Source organism: Stagnimonas sp. FW305-C-60 (assembly GCF_058782965.1).
Window position 1 is genome coordinate 157,902 of sequence record NZ_JBYSYF010000003.1, and the last position, 17,384, is coordinate 175,285.

At 68.0% G+C, this 17,384-nt stretch carries 14 protein-coding genes and 1 tRNA gene; 13 read left to right on the forward strand and 2 right to left on the reverse strand.

Features of this window, described 5'->3' with window-relative positions; genetic code table 11:
- Positions 1-3: 3 nt before the first annotated feature.
- From AC3WT6_RS12690 to arsA, 8 genes are all read left to right on the forward strand, one after another.
- Positions 4-80: transfer RNA gene (locus tag AC3WT6_RS12690), tRNA-Arg, on the forward strand.
- Between the two features lie 312 nt (positions 81-392).
- The gene (locus AC3WT6_RS12695) at positions 393-1,238 is read left to right on the forward strand and encodes a class I SAM-dependent methyltransferase (protein WP_492653968.1); all 846 of its coding nucleotides are present in this window, start codon (positions 393-395) and stop codon (positions 1,236-1,238) included.
- Positions 1,239-1,346: 108 nt separating this feature from the next.
- Positions 1,347-5,903 carry a PAS domain S-box protein gene (locus AC3WT6_RS12700; protein ID WP_492653969.1) on the forward strand — a complete coding sequence of 1,519 codons (4,557 nt, stop codon included), beginning with the start codon at positions 1,347-1,349 and terminating at the stop codon, positions 5,901-5,903.
- Positions 5,904-6,018: 115 nt separating this feature from the next.
- Positions 6,019-6,177 (forward strand): DUF3309 family protein, encoded by a 159-nt coding sequence (locus AC3WT6_RS12705; RefSeq protein WP_492653970.1) that lies wholly within the window; start codon positions 6,019-6,021, stop codon positions 6,175-6,177.
- A 174-nt stretch (positions 6,178-6,351) separates the two neighbouring features.
- Positions 6,352-6,930 carry a hypothetical protein gene (locus AC3WT6_RS12710; protein WP_492653971.1) on the forward strand — a complete coding sequence of 193 codons (579 nt, stop codon included), beginning with the start codon at positions 6,352-6,354 and terminating at the stop codon, positions 6,928-6,930.
- Complete coding sequence (locus tag AC3WT6_RS12715) at positions 6,927-7,649, forward strand: cytochrome c3 family protein (RefSeq protein WP_492653972.1); 723 nt, start codon at positions 6,927-6,929, stop codon at positions 7,647-7,649. Before AC3WT6_RS12710 ends, AC3WT6_RS12715 begins: the two co-directional genes overlap by 4 nt.
- An 18-nt stretch (positions 7,650-7,667) precedes the next feature.
- Positions 7,668-8,414, forward strand: a complete 747-nt coding sequence (locus tag AC3WT6_RS12720) for a cytochrome b/b6 domain-containing protein (protein WP_492653973.1) — start codon at positions 7,668-7,670, stop codon at positions 8,412-8,414.
- Positions 8,415-8,424: 10 nt separating this feature from the next.
- Positions 8,425-10,191, forward strand: a complete 1,767-nt coding sequence (arsA, locus tag AC3WT6_RS12725) for an arsenical pump-driving ATPase (protein WP_492653974.1) — start codon at positions 8,425-8,427, stop codon at positions 10,189-10,191.
- On the opposite strand, the gene AC3WT6_RS12730 is transcribed toward arsA, so the two are convergent.
- Positions 10,192-11,997, reverse strand: coding sequence for a CocE/NonD family hydrolase (locus AC3WT6_RS12730; protein ID WP_492653975.1), 1,806 nt, complete (start codon positions 11,995-11,997; stop codon positions 10,192-10,194).
- 192 nt (positions 11,998-12,189) lie between these two features.
- Between AC3WT6_RS12730 and AC3WT6_RS12735 the strand changes: the two genes are divergently transcribed.
- The 3 genes from AC3WT6_RS12735 to AC3WT6_RS12745 all read left to right on the forward strand — a co-directional run bounded on the left by AC3WT6_RS12735 (position 12,190) and on the right by AC3WT6_RS12745 (position 14,585).
- Entirely contained in the window at positions 12,190-12,459 is a 270-nt protein-coding gene (locus AC3WT6_RS12735; protein WP_492653976.1) for a hypothetical protein, read from the forward strand.
- 30 nt (positions 12,460-12,489) lie between these two features.
- Positions 12,490-13,053, forward strand: coding sequence for a nitroreductase family protein (locus AC3WT6_RS12740; protein WP_492653977.1), 564 nt, complete (start codon positions 12,490-12,492; stop codon positions 13,051-13,053).
- Positions 13,054-13,166: 113 nt separating this feature from the next.
- On the forward strand, positions 13,167-14,585 hold the full coding sequence (locus AC3WT6_RS12745; RefSeq protein ID WP_492653978.1) for an aminotransferase-like domain-containing protein: 1,419 nt from the start codon (positions 13,167-13,169) through the stop codon (positions 14,583-14,585).
- On the opposite strand, the gene AC3WT6_RS12750 is transcribed toward AC3WT6_RS12745, so the two are convergent.
- The gene (locus AC3WT6_RS12750; protein WP_492653979.1) at positions 14,582-14,818 is read right to left on the reverse strand and encodes a DUF2970 domain-containing protein; all 237 of its coding nucleotides are present in this window, start codon (positions 14,816-14,818) and stop codon (positions 14,582-14,584) included. The two genes, AC3WT6_RS12745 and AC3WT6_RS12750, sit on opposite strands and share 4 nt — an antisense overlap.
- A gap of 593 nt (positions 14,819-15,411) precedes the next feature.
- Between AC3WT6_RS12750 and AC3WT6_RS12755 the strand changes: the two genes are divergently transcribed.
- Positions 15,412-16,113: a c-type cytochrome gene (locus AC3WT6_RS12755; RefSeq protein ID WP_492653980.1), complete on the forward strand. Its 702-nt coding sequence runs from the start codon at positions 15,412-15,414 to the stop codon at positions 16,111-16,113.
- The gene (locus AC3WT6_RS12760; protein WP_492653981.1) at positions 16,110-17,378 is read left to right on the forward strand and encodes a c-type cytochrome; all 1,269 of its coding nucleotides are present in this window, start codon (positions 16,110-16,112) and stop codon (positions 17,376-17,378) included. The genes AC3WT6_RS12755 and AC3WT6_RS12760 overlap by 4 nt, the downstream gene beginning before the upstream one ends.
- Positions 17,379-17,384 lie beyond the last annotated feature (6 nt).

The following is a 17,384-nucleotide window of genomic DNA, read 5'->3' on the forward strand; positions in this document are numbered from 1 at the left end:
CAAGCGCCCGTAGCTCAGCTGGATAGAGCACGCTCCTCCTAAGAGCGGGGTCGCAGGTTCGACTCCTGCCGGGCGCACCATACTTTCGCCGAAGACCGCATTAGGCACCTGACGAGCCTTGCGGCCCAGTTCAGACCTTGGGGTCTGCCCTCAGCGCAGTCCATGCGACATAGGCGGCGATCGCCATGAAGATCAGCACGCCGACTGATGGACGTCGGTGGCGGATCTCGTTACTTCGGTGGAATCGGCCTTGGAACCGAATGTCGTGATGCTCTGGCGGGCCTGCCTGCCACCGCTACGAAGTCAGGCTGCTGCGCCGGCTTGACCTCAAGCCGACTTGAAGTTGCATGCTGCGGCTCCCGCTACTGCGAAACACGACTCCGGAGAGCCTCATGACCCCCAGCCTTCAACCCGCCAACGAGCAGTCGGTACTGTGGAATGGCCAGGCCGGCCGCGCCTGGGTCGAGGCGCAGGCGGTGCTCGACCAGATGTTCAAGCCGCTGGAAGAGCTCCTGGTCGAGGTGGCGCGCGCCCAACACAGGGATAGGGTGCTCGACGTCGGCTGCGGTACCGGCAGCACCACGCTGGCGGTAGCCCGTAGCCTGGGCGGCAGGGTCGATTGCGTTGGTGTCGACATCTCCGAGCCGATGATCGTCGCCGCCAGGGCTCGCGCCGAACGGGAAGCCACGTCGGCCAGCTTCGTGCTGGCCGACGCCGAGACCCACGCCTTCGAGTCCGCCAGCTTCGACCTGATCATTTCGCGCTTCGGCGTGATGTTTTTCGAAGACTCGGTGCGAGCCTTCGCCAACCTGCGCGGGGCGGCGAAGGGCGGCGGCGAACTGCGCTTCATCGCCTGGCGCAGTCCGGCGGAGAATCCCTTCATGACCGCCGCCGAGCGCGCCGTCGCGCCCCTGCTGCCCGATCTGCCGCCGCGGCAACCGAACGCACCGGGCCAGTTCGCCTTTGCCGACCCACAGCGGGTCCGGCGCATCCTCGAAGAAAGCGGCTGGCAGGCGATCGACATCCGGCCCCTGGATGTCCGCTGCCGCCTGCCCGAGAAGGACCTCATGGGTTACCTGGCCCGGCTTGGTCCCCTGGGGCGGGTGCTGCCGGAGCTCGATGAGAACACCCGTGCGCGGGTGCTGGAGGTCGCGCGCGCCGCCTTCGAACCCTACGTGCAGGGAGACTGGGTGAGTTACGACGCCGCCTGCTGGAGCGTGGGCGCCCGCGCCCCCTGAGGGCCCGCTGAAAGGGCAAGGGAGGCTGCCGCTCATCCCCCGCCCAATGGATATTGCTCTGGTTCGGGGAGGGCGTAGTCTCTTGTCGGGCCAGGACAATAATTTCTAATGACGGCAGACCTGCTTGAGGAGCTGACTAATAACGCCGCGCCTTTGCTGGCGTTGGTGATTCTGCATAGCGTCCTGATCAGCCGCCTGAGACGGGGTGATCGCTGGGTTGCCTTGCTGTTCGGCCTGCTGTTCGGTCTGACCACGCTGATCGGCATGGCCTATCCGTTCACGCTCCAGACCGGCCTGATTTTCGATGGCCGCTCGGTGGTGCTCGCCCTGGCCGGCTTCTTTGGTGGCCCTCAGGTGGCGGTCATCGCCGCCGCCATCGCCGCCGCCTACCGCATCCTGATTGGCGGCAGCGGCTTGTGGATGGGGCTGGGCGTGATCGCCACCTCCACGGGCATCGGAATCGCGGGCCACTGGCTCAAGAACTCCGGCCGCCTCAAGCCGCGCTCGATCAGCTTTCTGGCGCTGGGCCTGATCGTCCACCTGTGCTCGCTGCTGTGGATGCTGGTGCTGCCGGAGGAAATCCGCTGGGTGGTGATTACCGGCGTCGCCTTGCCCTATCTCGGCGTGCTGACCCTGTCCACCTGGGCGTTTGGCCACGCCTTCCAACTGGTCGAGAGTCGCGAGGTGGCGTTGCGCGAGGCGGGCGAGGCCGAGGGTCGCTTCCGCAATCTGGTGGAGGGTTCCCTGGTCGGTGTCTATCTGGTCCAGGACGGACTCTTCGTCTACACCAGCCCGGCCCTGGAGAAAGTCTTCGGCTACCCGCCGGGTGGACTGCTGGGGCGGCCGGTGGACGACGTGGTGATGCCGGAGGATCGCCCGCTGGTGCACGACAAGCTGGCCTCCGCGACCAGCGACGGCGATCACTTCCTGCGCTACCTGGTCCAGGCGCGGCATGCCGACGGTCACAGCTTCCGCGTCGAGGTATTCGGCAGCCGGGTGCAGCGCGACGGGCGGCCAGCGGTGGTGGGCATGCTGGTGGACGTCACCGACCGCGAACAGGCGGCGCAGCGCTTGGTCGAGAGCGAGCGCCTGCTGCGCGAGTCCCAGCAGGTTGGCCGCATCGGCAGCTACGAGCTGCGGATCGCCGAGATGCACTGGAGGGTGTCGTCGGTGGTGGACGAGATCCTCGGCATCTCGCCCGATTATCCGCACAGCTACCAAGCCTGGCTGGACCTGGTGGTGCCGGAACAGCGACCGGCCTTGATCGCCCACATGCAGCAGGTGCTGGCTGGCGGCGGGCGGTTCGACCGGGAATACCAGATCCTGCGTCCGGGGGATGGTGAGCGGCGCTGGCTGCACGGACTGGGCACGGTGGAGCACGACCCCAGCGGGCGGGCCGTGCGGATGTACGGAACGATCCAGGACATCAGCTCGCGCAAGGAGGCCGAACTGGCCGCCCAGGCGAGCGAGGCGCGTTTCCGCTCGCTGGTCGCTGCCATGCCCGACCTGGTCTGGCTCAAGGATCCGGATGGCGTCTACCTGGCCTGCAACCCGCCGTTCGAGCGCTTCTTCGGCGCCAAGGAAGCCGACATTCTCGGCAAGACCGACTTCGACTTCGTCGATGCCGAGCAGGCGGAGTTCTTCCGGCGGAAGGACCGCGAGGCGCTGGCGGCCGGCAAGCCGACGATCAACGAGGAAACCCTGACCATCGCCGCCGATGGTCGCACCATCCAGGTCGAGACCATCAAGACGCCGCTGCTGGACGCCGAGGGACGCCTGGTCGGCGTGCTCGGTGTGGCACGCGACATCACCCAGCGCAAACAGGCGGAGCTGGCGCTGCGGCGCAGCGAAGAGCTGCATGAGGAGGCGCAGCGGGTGGCGCAGATCGGCCACTGGGAGATGGACCACGTCAGTGGCCGGCTGAGCTGGTCCGGGCAGACCTACCGCATCTTCGAGCGCGACCCGCGGCAGACGCCGGAGATGAGTTATGCGCTGTTTGAGCAGGCGATACACCCGGAAGACCGCGAGCGGGTCGCGCGGGCCTTCGCGGATTCCGTCGCCCACCGCACTCCCTATGCCGTGACGCATCGTCTGCTGCTCAGCGAGGGGCGCATCCGCTACGTCGAGGAGCGCGGCGAGACCTTCTTCGCCGCCGATGGTAGCCCGCAGCGTTCGATGGGTACGGTGCAGGACATCACCCTGCGCCGAACCGCCGAGATCGAACTGGCGCGGGAGCTGGACAACACCCGGATGATGCTCGGCACCATGACCGATGGCTACGTCCGCACCGATGTCGAGGGGCGGATACTCGACGCCAATCCCGCCTACTGCCGGATGCTGGGCTACACGCACAGCGAGCTGGTCGGCCGCGAGATCAGCTCGCTGAAAATGCCCGGCGCCGAGGCCGAGGTGCCGATGCGCATCCAGCGCATCCTCGAAGCCGGCCGGCTGCGCTTCAACACCCAGCATCGCCGCAAGGACGGCGGGCGGGTCGATATCGAGGCCAACGTGGTGTCGATGGCGAAGGCCGAGCCGCCACAGATCGCCGCCTTCTTTCGCGATGTCACCCAGGAAAAACGCGCCGAGACGCAGTACCAGGAGCTGGTCAACCGCATCCCGGCCGGCGTGTTCCGCTACCGCACCGTCGCCAGCGGCGGCCGCTTCGAGTACGTCAGCCCGCGCTTCTCCAAGCTCTTGGCGGTTGATGAGGCCGAGGTGCTGGCGCATCCAGAGCAGGCGTTTCAACACCTCGGGGCTGGCGACATCGCCCTGATTGCCGAGCTGCGTGCCGCCGCTCGCCAGGGTAGCCAGCCGTTTGCCTGGGAAGGCCAGTTGCGGTTCGGCGACCAGAGCCGCTGGCTGCGGGTGGAGGCTGGCGCCACGCAGGAAGCCAATGGCGATCTGGTCTGGCACGGCATCGTCTCCGACGTCACCGAGCGCCAGCAGTTGCTGGAGCGCCTGCGTCTGGACTCGGCGGTCATCGCCAGCACCTTCGAGTCGATCATGGTCACCGACCTCGAGGCCAGGGTGGTTTCGGTGAATCCGGCGTTCGCGAAGGTGACCGGCTACAGCGCCCAGGAGGTGATCGGCCAGAACGCCCGCCTGCTCAAGTCGGGCCGCCACGACATCGTGTTCTACCAGGAGATGTATCGCGCGCTGGAAGAGGTCGGGCACTGGCAGGGCCAGATCTGGAACCGCCACAAGACCGGCGAGCTCTACCCGGAGCTACTCAACATCAGCGTCGTGCGTGACCACGCCGGGCGACCGACCCACTACGTGGGCGTGGCCAGCGACATCAGCCAGATCAAGCACAGCGAAGAGCGGCTGGAGCACCTGGCGCACCACGATGCCCTCACCGATCTGCCCAATCGCCTGCTGCTGGGCACTCGTCTGGAATACGCGCTGGACCGGGCCCGGCGCGAGCACGCCGAGCTGGCGGTACTGTTTCTCGATCTCGACCGGTTCAAGACGGTCAACGACAGCCTGGGTCACCAGATCGGAGACCTGCTGCTGATTTCGGTCGCCGAGCGCCTGAAACAGACTCTGGGCGAGGCGGGCACCCTGGGGCGTCTGGGCGGCGATGAGTTTCTGGTCCTGCTCGAAGGTGTGCCCAGTTCGATGGCGGTCGCCCAGATCGCCCATAACCTGCTGGGTGCGCTGGGCCCGCCGTTTCTGCTGGCCAGCGGTCACGAGCTGTTCGTCCAGGCCAGCATCGGCATCAGCCTGTTCCCGGCCGATGGTGGCAGCGCCGAGATTCTGATCCGCAATGCCGACTCGGCGATGTTCCGCGCCAAGGAGCTGGGTCGCAACAACAGCCAGTTCTACACCGAGGCGCTGACCGTGGCCGCCAGTGAGCGGCTGGATATCGAGACGCGCATGCGCCGCGGTATTCAGAGCGGTGAGTTCAAGGTCTGGTATCAACCGATCTACCGATTTTCCGAGCGCCGCCTGGTCGGTGCCGAAGCGCTGATCCGTTGGCAGCCGCCGGACGGGCCGATGATTTTTCCGGACCAGTTCATCTCGATCGCCGAGGACAGCGGACTGATCCTGGAGCTGGGCCGGCAGGTTTTGCAGACCAGCTGCAACGATCTGCACATCTGGCTGGATCGTGGCCTGAAGGTGGAAACACTGGCGGTGAACCTGTCGGCGCAGCAGTTCCGCGCGCCGAATTTCGAGCAGATGGTCGCCGACTGCCTGGCCGCCGCCGGAGTGCCGGCGCAGATTCTCGAACTGGAGATCACCGAGCGCGGCTTGATGGATCTCGGCGGTGAAACCCTGGCCAAGCTCAGCGCCTTGAAGAAGCTCGGCGTGCGCCTGGCGATCGACGACTTCGGCACCGGCTATTCCTCGCTGGCCTACCTCAAGCAGATGCCGGTAGACAAGCTCAAGATCGACCGCAGCTTCGTGCAGGATCTGCCCGGCGACAGCAGCGACGCGGCGATCGTACGGGCGGTGATCGCCATTGCCGGCATCCTGCGCCAGCGGGTGCTGGCCGAGGGTGTGGAGACCGTGGAGCAGCTGGAGTTTCTGCGCGCCGCCGGCTGCGACGAGTGCCAGGGCTTCCTGTTTGGGCGTGCGGTCCCCGCCGAGCAGTTCGCCGAGCAACTGCGGGCGAACAGGCTGCCCGAAATCCTGACCAAAGACCCATCAAGCCCATTGGGATAGCCGCCGCGAACGGCGGCTTGGGTGGTGGCGAGCCCGGTTCTATGTACGGCAACGCACCGAAGTTGAGCTACCTAAAACCTAGAGTGCCTGCTCAACGACATTCAAGGACGCCGCCATGAGCCTGGGAACTATCCTGTTGGTTGTTTTGATTCTGATGCTGGTCGGCGTCATCCCCACTTGGCCGCATAGCAGGGGCTGGGGCTATGGGCCCAGCGGCGGTTTGGGTGTGGTGCTGCTCATCGTCATTCTGCTGGTGGTGACCGGGCGGCTGTAGACGCAGCGCAGGTTGATCTGGGTCAAGACCGGTCGGGCACCAGGGCCACAGAATGCAGGCAAATAGGTTTTTGCCTGGAGACACCGTGCTCACGCAGAGTGGTCTGCTGCCCTTGGTTCTGAGGCCTCGAAGGCCGGGCTGGGGTTCTGCCGCCGGCACCGGCTGCTTGCCGAGATGAACCGCTCCCTGCTGCGCCGCGACGTGGTGCCGCCGGCCCTGCTATTTGCCGGACTGGCACTGGCGACGCTGCTGTTGGACGCTCTGCTGCACCAGTGGCAACTGGTCTGGGTCGGCCGCTACCTGGGCATCCCCGGCGTGCTGCTGATCCTGGTCTCGATGCGCTACTCGCTGCGCAAGCGCAAGTACATCCAGTCCGGCAATCCGCTCAAGCTGCTGAAGTTGCACAAGACGCTTGCCTGGCTGGGCTCGTTGCTGGTGCTGGTGCATGCCGGCATCCACTTCAACGCCATCCTGCCCTGGCTGGCGGTCGCTGCGATGCTGGTCAATGTCGCCAGCGGACTCACCGGCAGCTATCTGCTGGGCCGCGCGCGTAGTCATCTGGAGTCCCGGCGCAAGCAGCTGCTGGATCAGGGCCTCGACGTCGAGGCGGTGGAGACGCAGCTGCTCGCCGACTCGGCGACGCTGGACCTCCTCAAGAAGTGGCGGGTGGTGCACCTGCCCATCGCGCTGGCCTTTGCGACCCTGGCGCTGGCGCACATCCTGAGCATCTTTCTATTTTGGGGTTGGCGATGATTTCGCGCTGGCTATGGGCTACGGTGATCGCCGGCTTGGTGGCGGTGGTGGCGCTGTTGTTCGTCTGGCCCGAGCCCCTGCTCAGCCCCGGCAAGGTGATCGCCGGCCATCAGACGATCGGCAAGGACTGCTTCGCCTGCCATGCGCCGCTCACTGGCGCGTCTGCCGAGCAATGCCTGAGCTGTCATGCCCTGGATCGCATCGGCCTCTACCGCACCGACGGTACGCCGATAAAAACCGGCAAGACCCCGACGGCGTTTCACCAGAAGCTCAGCGAGCAGAACTGCACCGCCTGCCACAGCGAGCACCAGGGCGCCGAGGCCCAGCGCGCGCTGCGCGGCTTCTCCCACCAGATGCTGCAAGCGGAGCTGCGCAGTCAGTGCGCCAGCTGTCACGCCAAGCCGCAGGACGCCCTGCACCGGCAGGTGGGCGAGACCTGCACGCAGTGCCATAGCCAGGAGGCCTGGAGCCCGGCGACCTTCGATCACGACCGCTACTTCCTGCTTGACCGCGAGCACGACACCGCCTGCGCGACCTGCCATGTCGGGCAGGATTTCAGCCGCTATACCTGCTACGGCTGCCACGAGCATTCGCAGTCCGGCATCCGTGCCGAGCATGAGGAAGAGGGCATCCGCAATTTCGACAACTGCGTCAAATGCCATCGCAGCGCCGATGAACCCGAGGAAGGCCGTGGCCGCGAAGGCGGTGATGACGACTAGTTGGAAAAGGAGTTTTCCATGAGCGAGCTGAAGTCTTATGCGGTGTGGGACGCGCCGACGCGTTGGTTCCACTGGATCAATGCCCTGAGCGTGATCGGCCTCGCGGGCATCGGCCTGGTTATCCTCAACGATGCCGCGCTGGGCATTACCAACCCCGGCAAGGTGGTGCTGAAGACCCTGCATGTCTGGCTGGGCTATGCGTTTGCCGTCAATCTGGTCTTTCGCCTGTTCTGGGCCTGGGTCGGCAACTCCTACGCGCGCTGGCCGCAGCTCTTGCCTTGCGGTTCGGGCTACTTCGGCCGGCTGGGCCGTTATGCCAGCTCGGTGGTCAGCGGTCGGCCCGAGCACTATCTCGGCCACAACCCCATGGGCCGGATCGCGGTGACGCTGATGTTCATCCTGCTGCTGATTCAGGCGGTCACCGGCCTGCTGCTGGCGGGTACTGATCTGTTCTATCCGCCATTGGGCCACTGGCTGGCGCAGAGGGTGGCTGCTCCCGGTGTTGATCCGGCGACGCTGGTGCCGTATGCGCCGGACCTCTACGACTCCAGCGCCTATGCCCAGATGCGGGCCATGCGCAAGCCCTACGCCCTGGTGCATCTCTACGGTTTTTATGTGCTCGGCGGCACCGCGCTGCTGCACATCGCCGCGGTGGTGCTGACCGAGTTGCGTGAGGGCGGCACTCTCATCTCGGCGATGTTCACCGGCCGCAAGATTCTCCCCGGCGAGCCCGTCGACCCGCCGGTCGACCGCTCTGCTCGTTAGGCTATCGAGCATGCAGCTGCTGGAATCGGCGGTCCGCTATTTGTTCTTCACCGGCAAGGGCGGCGTTGGCAAGACCTCGCTGGCCTGCGCGACCGCGATCAGCCTGGCCGATGCCGGCAAGACGGTGCTGCTGGTCAGCACCGATCCGGCCTCGAATCTCGACGAGATGCTGGGTCTGGCGCTGGGCAATGAGCCCAGGCCGGTGCCCGGCGTGCCGCGGCTGTCGGCGATGAACATCGACCCGCAGGCGGCGGCCGACGCCTACCGCGCGCGGGTGCTGGCGCAGATGCCGCAGGCCGGCCCGGCGGAGCGCCAGCAGGTGCTGGAGGAGCTGAGCGGCGCCTGCACCATCGAGATCGCCTCGTTTGACGAATTCTCCGGCCTGCTTGGCGCCGCCGCGCCGGCGGCCGATCACATCGTCTTCGACACCGCGCCCACCGGCCACACGCTGCGGCTGCTGAGCCTGCCCAAGGCCTGGACTGGCTTTCTGGAAGGCAATGACCGTGGCGCTTCCTGCCTGGGGCCGCATTCGGGCCTGAAGATGCAGGAGGCGCGCTTTGCCGAGGCGCTGGCGGCGCTGTCGGACCCGGCGCGGACGCGCATCGTGCTGGTCACCCGCCCCGATGTGCCGGCCCTGGCAGAGGCAGCGCGCACCTCGGCCGATCTCAGCGCCCTGGGCCTGGGCAACCAGCTGCTGGTGGTCAATGCGCTGTTTCGCGCCAGTCGCGCCGACGATCCGGTGGCGCTGGCCCTGGAAGCCCAGGAGCAGGCCGCGCTGGCGGCGATGCCGGAGCGGCTGCGGCAGCTGCCGCGTGACGAGATTCCACTGCGCCCCTACGACATGGTTGGCCTGGCGGCGCTGCGCGCGATCCTGTCGCCAGCTTCGGCGGAACCGGCGGCCACGGCAGCACCAGTCGCCGCTGCTCAGCCGGCGCTGCCGGCACTCGATGGCCTGGTCGAGGCGCTGGCGGCGCCCGGCCACGGGCTGATCATGGTGATGGGCAAGGGTGGGGTGGGTAAGACCAGCATCGCCGCTGCGTTGGCGCTGGGCCTGGTCGAGCGCGGTCATCGCGTGCATCTGTCCACCACCGATCCGGCCGCGCATCTCACGGCGGCACTGGCGGGAGAGGTGGCGGGCCTGCAGGTGGACCGCATCGACCCCAAGGCCGAGACCGAGCGCTATGTGGAAAAGATCATGGCCGGCAAGGGCCGCGATCTGGAGCCGGCGGCGCGTGATCTGTTGCGCGAGGATTTGCGCTCGCCCTGCACCGAGGAAGTCGCGGTGTTCCATGCCTTCTCGCGGATGGTCAACGAGGCGCGCAAGGGCTTTGTGATTCTCGACACCGCGCCCACCGGCCACACGCTGCTGCTGATGGATGCGACCGGCGCCTACCACCGCCAGATTCTGCGCGACGCGGTACCCGGCGGCCCGCGCATGGTGACGCCGCTGATGCATCTGCAAGATCCGGAGTGGACCCGCATCATCCTGGTGACGCTGCCGGAAACCACGCCGGTCTCCGAGGCCGCCGCACTGCAAGACGATCTGCGCAGAGCGCGGATCGAGCCCTACGCCTGGGTGGTCAACCGCAGCATGGCGGCGGTGCAGAGCCAGGACCCGGTACTCGCGACCCGGGTGGCCGGCGAGCAGCGGCAGCTGGCGCGATTACGGGCAGGCCTGGCGCGGCGTCTCTACCTGGCACCCTGGCTGCCGCGCGCGCCGGTCGGCGCTCACGGCCTGCGCCAGCTGCTGCGGCTGCCGCCGCTGGCTGGCCACTGACTAGCGACTGACCAGCGGCAGGCTCACCGAGCCACTCACCGTCACCGGCAGCGGGGCCAGCGAGAGGATGGAGTTGTTGAGGTAGTAGGGGTGAAAGCCGTAGAGCAGCAGGCCGATTTCATCCCCGGCGGACAAGGCGGCGCGCACGCCGGCCAAATCCAGCGCCACGCTGCCGCTGGCGCGCACCGGCGTCACCTGATCGCTCACCGCCACCGCGTCGCCGGCACCGCCGCGGCGCAGGCCGAGGCCGACGAACAGCGGCGGGCTGTTGAGACCGCCGGCAAACGTCAGGCTGGCCTGAGGGATGCCAGCCAGCGCCTGATCGCCGCTGATGCTGTGGAGCGGCACATACACCGGTGCGGCGGTCAGCTGTTGCAGCAGCTCATAGGGCAACAGGTTGACGATCTGCGGCAGCAGGGCGAGAAAGTCCTGGCTGTAGCCGGCGTTGCTGCCGGGCGGGTTCTGGAGGATGTCGAGGATCAGATTGATCGCCTCCGGCCCCAGGCCGGCGAGGCTGCTCAGCAGGGTTTGCAGCGGCAGGCTGCCGAGCAGGTTCACCAGCTGGCCGACCGCGCCCGGCACCACGCTGGTCTCGGCAAACACGATGGGCAGGCCGCCGCGTGGCAGGCTGGGCAGCAGCAGGCCCTGATCCGGCGTCAGCGAAACGCACAGCGCCGGCGGCGACTGGCTGCCCGGTGCCCGGCCTTTCAGCTTCTGGTCGAGGAAGTCGACCATCATCGCCGCGGTGTTGTAGCTCTGGCCGCCGCAGCTCAGGTTCTCGTCGACGCCGAACAGGATCTGCCGGCCGGCCGATTGCAGCGCCGGGAGGATGTGACCACTGGTCTGCACCAGCAGGCGCGCGTCGCGGCCACGGCTGCGCAGGCAGTCGAGATTGGCGGCGGCCTCGTTGAGGTTGAACAGGATGTCGTTGGCGCCCTGCACGAAGAAGGCATCCACCGCCGGCACGCCGACGCCATCGGCACGGCTGCCGGCGCAGTAGGAGACGAAGCTGCGCTTCTCGAATTCGGCCAGGGTTTCCTGGCTGACCATGCCCAGCGTCGCCTGCACGAAGGCGGTGTAGACGAAGGGTTCAAACTGAAAGCCGGCGGTGGCGCCGCCGGCGGCGACCAGGATGTCCAGCCAGATGGTCTTGGGCACCCCGGCCGGCGCCAGGCTGTAGCGCAGGTCGTTCCAGGTGGCGGTGGGCACCAGGGCGTCGAAGCGCGCATCCACCGCGCTGCCGATCAACTGAAAACCGCCGCCATAGCTCAGGCCCACCGCGCCCACCACGGGGTTGCCGCGACGGCGGGCGAGGTGGGGCAGATTGGCTTCTGCCCAGTCGAGGATGGTGCTGATGTTGCGGCCATCGACCTCCGGGTCCATCACCGTGATCGGGCCGCTGGAATCGCCGAAGCCGCGCTGGTCGAAGCTGATCACGTAATAGCCGCTGTTCCAGGCCAGGCGGCCGGCATCGCTGGTGACATCCGCGCCCAGAAAGGCCGCCACCGGGTTGCTGGTGTCGAAGTCCTTGTTGCGCGACAGGCCGAAGCCGTGGCCGTGGATCACCAAGGGCGCTGCGGCATCGGCGGCGAGCGCCGGCTGGTAGACGGTGATGCCGATGGTCTCGCCGTCGGCGGCGGGGATGGTGCCGTTGTAGAGGATGGCCTTGTCCACCGCCGAGGCCTGCAGCGGGTCATAGCCGCCGGCACCGCCCGCGCCACCCTGGCTCGCCGGTTCACTGGAATTGCAGGCCGCCAGCAGCAGGCTGGCGAAGGCGATCAGGGCGAGGCTGCGGGGGTGGGGCATGACGTCAGCCAATGGTTTGGGGTGGCGGAGCTTAGCCTCATAAAAACAATCCACAAAACATGATTAAACGATCATGAAATCAGTGAGTTGTTTTGTGATGCGAGTGATCGGCAGGATTGACCCAGGTCAAGGCGGGAGGTGGTGCGGGCCCGCAGACTGTTTCTACCCCCACCGCTCACCGAGGTCATCGCCATGTCCCGACTCAAGCAAGCTTTCCACAACGACGTCCAAGCGCTCGAACTGCTGCACGACGAGCTGGTGTTGCAGGCTCATCTGTTCAAGGCCGATGCCAAGGATCGCTGGCAGGACCTGGAAGTCAGCTGGGACCAGCTCAAGCAGCAGCTGAAAAGCGCCAAGCGCGCCGCCGAAGCCGCCGAGCCGAAGATCGATGCCGCCGCCGAGCAGCTGGTTGCGGCGCTCAAGGCCGGCTACGCTGATCTCAAGAACGCGCTCAAGAAGTAAGCCCTTTCGCCACCGTCGCGGAGTTTGCTCATGAAACTGCTGGAAGCCCTGAAACAGCGCCGCGCGGTGCGCGAATACCTGCCCGATCCGGTCGATGCCGCGGTACTGACCGAACTGGTCGAGGCCGCCTGCCTGGCGCCCAGCCACATGAATACCCAGCCCTGGTCGTTCGTGGTGGTTTCAGAGCCGAAGAAGGTGGCCGCTCTCGGGCATGGCGCCACCGAGGCCTTGCGCCGCTCCGGCCACGGCGCCAAGTGGGAGCACGAGACCAGGGCCGATGCGCTGGGTGCGGAGTTCAACCTGTTCTACCGGGCGCCGGCCTTGATCGTGGTCTGCGCCACGCAGCCGGGCAGCCTCGCCGAGCAGGACTGCGCCATGGCCGCCTACAGCCTGATGCTGGCGGCGCACAGCATGGGCCTGGGCAGTTGCTGGGTTGGTAGCGCCCAGCCCTGGCTCGCCTCCCGCGAAGGCCGCGAGGCCCTGGGTTTGGGTGCCGACGAGCGCCCGGTGGCGCCCGTCGTCATCGGTGCGCCGGCCGGCGAACCGCTGTCGCCGGGCCGCCTCCAGCCGCGAATGCACTGGCTGAAGAGCTAGCGGTAGCGGGCGGCGTCTACAATTCTGGAGCCTTGCGCGGCGCCGGCCGGTGATCGCTGGTCGGCATCCTTGGATGCCCGGCGGCACACGCGGGCACTCCAGTTCTGGCGCCGATGACCCTCTACAAAGACTACGCAGCCGAACTCGACGGCCTGATCCGATCCGGCGCACTCAAACCCGGTGAGCGCATCGCCTCGGTGCGCGAAGCCAGCCGCCGGCGTGGCCTCAGCGCGATGACCATCGCCAAGGCCTACCAGCTGCTGGAAGCCCGCGGCCTGCTGCTGGCGCGGCCGCGCTCGGGTTATTTCGTCGGCCGCCCTCTCCGCGCCGAGCCGCCGCCGCCGGCGATCTCGCAGCCTGAGTCCGCATCCACCGTGGTCGACAAGAGCGAGCTGATCTACCAGGTGCTGGAGTCGGTGCGCGACCCCGGCGTGGTGCCGCTGGGCTCCGCCTTTCCGAGTCCCTTGCTCTTTCCCTTGCAGCGCCTGCAGCGCTCGCTGGCGCGCAGCATGCGGGCCGCCGATCCCTGGCAGTCGGTGGCCGATCTGGCGCCCGGCAATCTCGAACTGCGGCGGCTGATCGCGGTGCGCTACCGGCTCGATGGCCTGGCGCTGGAGCCGGACGAGCTGGTGATTACCGACGGTGGCATGGAGGCGCTCAACCTCTGCCTGCAAGCGGTGACCAAGCCGGGCGACGCGGTGGTGCTGGAGTCGCCGACCTTCTATGTCGCCCTGCAGGCGCTGGAGCGTCTGGGCCTGCGGGCGGTGGAAGTGCCTACCCACCCGGTGCAGGGGATCGACCTCGACGCCCTGTCCCGGGCGCTGGAGCAGCACCGGCCGGCCGCCTGCTGGCTGATGAGCAATTTCCAGAACCCCTTGGGCGCACTGATGCCGGAGGCGCGCAAGCGCCAGCTGGTCGAGCTGCTGGCCAGGCAGGGCGTGCCGCTGATCGAGGACGACGTCTACGGCGAGCTTTATTACGGCAGCAGCCGCCCCAAGCCGGCCAAGGCCTATGACCAGCAGGGGCTGGTGCTGCATTGCTCCTCGTTCTCCAAGTGCCTGGCGCCGGGCTACCGCATCGGCTGGGCGGCGCCCGGCCGCTACACCCGCGCGGTGCAAAGACTGAAGCTGGGCTCGACGCTGTCGGCCGCCATCCCCTCGCAGCTGGCGCTGGCCGACTATCTGGCCGGTGGCGGCTATGACCGCCATCTGCGGCAGCTGCGCGAGAGCCTCTTGGTTGGCCGCGAGGCGATGGTCGCGGCGGTGCAGGAGCACTTCCCGCCCGGCACCCGCCTGACCCGCCCGCAGGGCGGCTACTTTTTGTGGGTGGAACTGCCGCGCGGCGCCGACAGCCTGGCCTTGCAGCAGGCGGCGCTGCGGCTGGGCATCAGCCTGGCGCCGGGCGCGTTGTTCTCGGCGCGCGACGACTTCGGCCACTGCCTGCGCCTCAACTACGGCCATCCGGATGACGTCCGGGTGCCGGTGGCGCTGCGCCGCCTGGGGCAGCTGGCGACCGCGATGTGCGAGGGTTAGGGCGCCGCCGCGTAATGCAGCACCAACTGCACCAGGCCATAGAAGAACAGCACCAGCGCGGCGGTCATCAGCACCGCCGTCAGCAGGTAGTGCCAGTGCTTGCCGTGCTGAAAGTCGCGGACCCGGTTGCGCGAACTCTGCACGCCGAAGAAGGCGGCGGCGACACTCTGGGCCACCTGCCAGGCGGAAGGCTTGGGAGCCGGGGGCGGCGGCTGCGACTGTGGCGTACTCATGGCGGAAAACCTAGGCAGGCGAGGGCGCCAGTCTGGCGCCCTCGCGGCGCCGGGCACAGCCGCAGTTGCGTCGCCAAAACCAAGTACAGCGGCCAGGGCCTGTTAACGCTACGGGGATCGCTGCGGCGGAAGGCGGTTTTGGGGCAGTGCAAGGAAGCAAGAGTGCGCAATAGCGGGCCTATTGAAACTCTTGCTGACGCGGCAATGCCCCAAAACCGTCCGGCGCCGACATGGTGTTTGCGTAGCAAGGGGTGCGGGAGGCGCCGGAGGGGCTCGCTCCCGCACCCACCTCGCTACGCTCGGACACCGTGTCGTGAGCCCGCCCCGAAGGGTTGCTGGCCAAAAGCGCGTCATGCGGCGTTGCCCGCCTCGCGAAGGCAACAAGCCTTCGCGTCGGCCGGCGCCTTGCCTGACGCGCTTTTGACCAGCAACGCAGCGGTCCCCGTAGCGTTAACAGGCCCTAGACGCTATCGGCATTCGCCAGCCACTGTGCTGCGTTTTGCCTGGCCGACTGCATGTACCGCCGGGACAGCAATTTGCGCAGCATGGCGGCCCTGCCAATCCGTCGTGCTCTTGCCTAGCTCAAGTCCGCCATGCCCCTCATCGTCTGGTATCGCTATCTCGCCCTGCTGCTCGGCCTGGGTCTGGTCTTGCCTGCCGCCACTGCCGCCACTGCCGCCAGCGACTCCGGCCTGGCGGCGCGCTTGCAGCCCTGCGCGGCCTGCCATGGCGAGCAGGGCCGGGCGCAGCAGGAGGCCTACTACCCTTCGATTGCCGGCAAGCCGGCCGGCTATCTGCGGGCGCAATTGCTGAACTTTCGCGATGGCCGCCGCCAGCACGCGGTGATGACGCCGCTGCTGGCCTATCTCTCCGACGACTACCTGGGTGAGATCGCCGCCTACTACGCCGCCCAGCAAGCCGCACCACCGCCACCGGCGCCGAAGGCGACGGTGCAGACGCTGGAACTGGGGCGTGCGCTGGTGGAGCAGGGCGACCCGGCGCGACGCCTGCCGGCCTGCACGGCCTGCCATGGCGTCGGCCTGCATGGCCGCGGCGCGGAGATCCCCGGCCTGGCCGGGCTCGGTGCCGACTATCTCGCGGCGCAGCTGGGTAGCTGGCGCGAGGGTGTGCGCCGTGCCCGCGAACCGGACTGCATGGCACGGGTCGCGCGCGCCCTGAGCGGCGCCGAAGTCGGCGCAGTGGCGACCTGGATCGCCAGCCAGCCGGCGGCGGCGGACGCGCCGTTACCCGCGCGCTTGCCGCCCTTGCCGATGGACTGCGGGGCGCAGCCATGAGCCGGCGTCGGTGGCTGGTGCTGCTGGTGCTCAGCGGACTGCTGGCGGCGGCGCTGCTCTGGCTGGCCTGGCCCGAGCTGAGCGCCGATGCGCCGCTGGCAGAGACCGAGCCGCAGGTGACGCCGGAGCGGATCGAAGCCGGGCGCTATCTCGCCCGCGCCGGCAATTGCATCGCCTGCCACACGCAGCCGGGCGGCACCGAATACGCCGGCGGCCGCCGCATCGACACCCCGTTCGGTGCGGTCTACAGCAGCAATCTCACGCCCGACCGTCGGCACGGCCTGGGCCTCTGGAGCGCGCGGGATTTCTATCGCGCCCTGCACCAGGGGCGCTCGCGCGACGGCCGCCTGCTTTCGCCGGCTTTTCCCTACCCCAACTACACCCGGCTCAGCCGCGCCGACTCCGACAGCCTCTATGTCTATCTGCGCAGCCTGCCGCCGGTGGCGGTGGCGCCCGCGGCTTCGCGCCTGCGCTTTCCCTACAACAGCAGCCTGGCGCTGCGGGTCTGGCGCGCGCTGTACTTCCGTCCCGGCGCGCTGGAGCCGCAGCCGCAGCGCTCGCCGGCCTGGAATCGTGGCGCCTATCTGGTCGAGGGGCTGGGTCATTGCGGCGCCTGCCATACCGCGCGTGATCGCCTCGGCGGGCCGCGCAACGCCTCCGCCTACGCCGGCGGGACCATTCCCATGCTGGGCTGGGATGCGCCACCGCTATACCGGCCGCTGCCGTCTGGCGCCGGGCAGGCGACGGAGTTGGCCGCACTATTGCAGACTGGTGTCTCGCGCCATCAGGCCGTCATCGGGCCGATGGCGGAGGTGGTATTCCACAGCCTGCAGTACCTGAGTCGGGAGGACATTGCCGCGATGGTCGAGTACCTGCTTAGCCTGCCGGCGAGCGCCGCGCCGCCGGCGCCGACGGCACCGCTGGTGACGCCGCGACAGCGGCTGGCGCTGCTCGATCTCGGCGCCACGGTCTACCGCCGCCATTGCGCCGACTGCCACGGCGACGACGGACTGGGCCGGCCCGAGGTCTATCCGGCCCTGGCCGGCAGCCGCCTGTTGACCGCCGCCTCGGCCGCCAATGGCATCCGCATCACCCGCTTTGGCGGCTACCCGCCGAGCACCGCCGGCAATCCGCGGCCCTATGGCATGCCACCCTTCAACCAGCGGCTCAGCGACGAAGAACTGGCGGCGGTGCTGAGCTATGTCCGCAATAGCTGGGGCAACCAGGCGCCGGCGGTATCGGTGGCCGAAGTGCAGCGCCATTGAACGGAC